The sequence below is a fragment of the Pseudomonas sp. HMSC063H08 genome, from assembly GCF_001813645.1.
GTDB lineage: Bacteria > Pseudomonadota > Gammaproteobacteria > Pseudomonadales > Pseudomonadaceae > Pseudomonas > Pseudomonas aeruginosa.
The window spans coordinates 1-1,264 of the sequence record NZ_KV813519.1 but is presented as its reverse complement, the minus strand read 5'-3'; the positions used below and the strand labels follow the sequence as shown (position 1 = coordinate 1,264).

The window sequence follows — 1,264 nt, the reverse complement described above, 5'->3', positions numbered from 1 at the left end:
AGCAGGCGCTCATGCTGTTCTGCTGCCGCATCGAGACCGATTGGACTCAGGTGCTCTCCGAGCGGTCGCACGTACTGACACACCGGGCCGTTATCGGTATCGTGGATCGACAGCACGAACCAACCGGCGCCTTCGGGCCGCGTTGGGATCCACTCGCTGTATCGTTGGTCCGAACGGGCAGAGTCGTAGAGGCGAGGCGCATCCGACTCCATGAAGACGTTCTGCAACTCCAGTCCAAGCCGGCGCAGAGTTTCCTGCGCCTCGCTGGAAGAGCAGTTGTCGGCCAGGTCCGGATAGTTCGGATGGGTCCAGAAGCCGAACTGGTCGCGCTCGACCAGGTGGGCTTGAATCATAGGCTTCATGCCAGGCCCCCCTCGCTCATGCCAAGCACTGCACTTGCCTCTGCGGCCAGTTGCTGGCCTTCCGGGCTAGGCGAGCTGCCGACGAAGAGCATCAGCCGCTCGATGACCTTCACGGTGTCCTGGGAGGGTTGGGCGAACTCGGCCAGGTGATCGATGGCAGTCGCGATATTCCAGATAGCCCTGTTCATGTCCCGCTGGATCACGTGGATCGAGCTGGCATTGGCCGCGATGGCCAGTTGCGACTTCGTCTGCAACAGTAGGTCGTGGGCGATTTGGAGCAGGGCGTTCTGCAGGGGCTGTCCACAGGCACGCTGCTGAGCGCGAACCGGAGCGACAAGGCCCTGCAGCATCGCAGCACCTTCAGCCTCGACCAGCAGATTGTCGGAAGCACCGGCGGCAGCGCCTGCTTTGGCCATGTAGCCTTGCACGTAGGCGTCGAACTGGGTCTCGGCGATCAGGCTCAGGATGAGGTTGTTGCGGTTCTGGAGGTTCATATGAGGCCCTCCGGAGCCGATTGCAGAGCGTCTGTCCAGAGCTGAAGGGTTTCCTGCTCCTCGCTGGTCAGAGCGATCTGTGCGATGCAGTCAGCGACCTTCTGCTTGATGACGCGCAGGCGCTCCTCGACTTCACTGCCATCGTCGTAGGCGATTTCGTCAATCAGATGACTAATGAAGTCACATCGCAGTCTCCCCACCTGACTAGCGAAATACTCGGCTTCACTGCGCCACCCGATGAGCTGCTTGGGACGCTCCAGCCAACCTTTCAGTCTTGAGTGGAGTTCTCGGGTGGAGTACAGGGGATCGAACACCTTGGCCCGGTTGTAGATCAACGCGATCTGCAGGATTTCCAGCCGCTCTTCGAGCGTATTTCCCGGAAGCGGGTAGTTCGAGGCGACCAGTTGC

Annotated in this window: 1 protein-coding gene and 2 pseudogenes; all 3 read right to left on the bottom strand. The window is 60.8% G+C overall.

Going from position 1 to position 1,264, the window contains the following annotated elements:
* Positions 1 to 353 (bottom strand): annotated as a pseudogene (locus HMPREF2924_RS21840) (hypothetical protein); the annotation flags it as partial.
* Between the two features lie 5 nt (positions 354 to 358).
* A complete protein-coding gene (locus HMPREF2924_RS21835) occupies positions 359 to 856 on the bottom strand; it encodes a hypothetical protein (RefSeq protein ID WP_003111783.1) in 498 nt (165 codons plus the stop codon).
* Positions 853 to 1,264: pseudogene (locus HMPREF2924_RS21830) on the bottom strand (hypothetical protein); the annotation flags it as partial. The pseudogene HMPREF2924_RS21830 and the gene HMPREF2924_RS21835, both read right to left, overlap by 4 nt.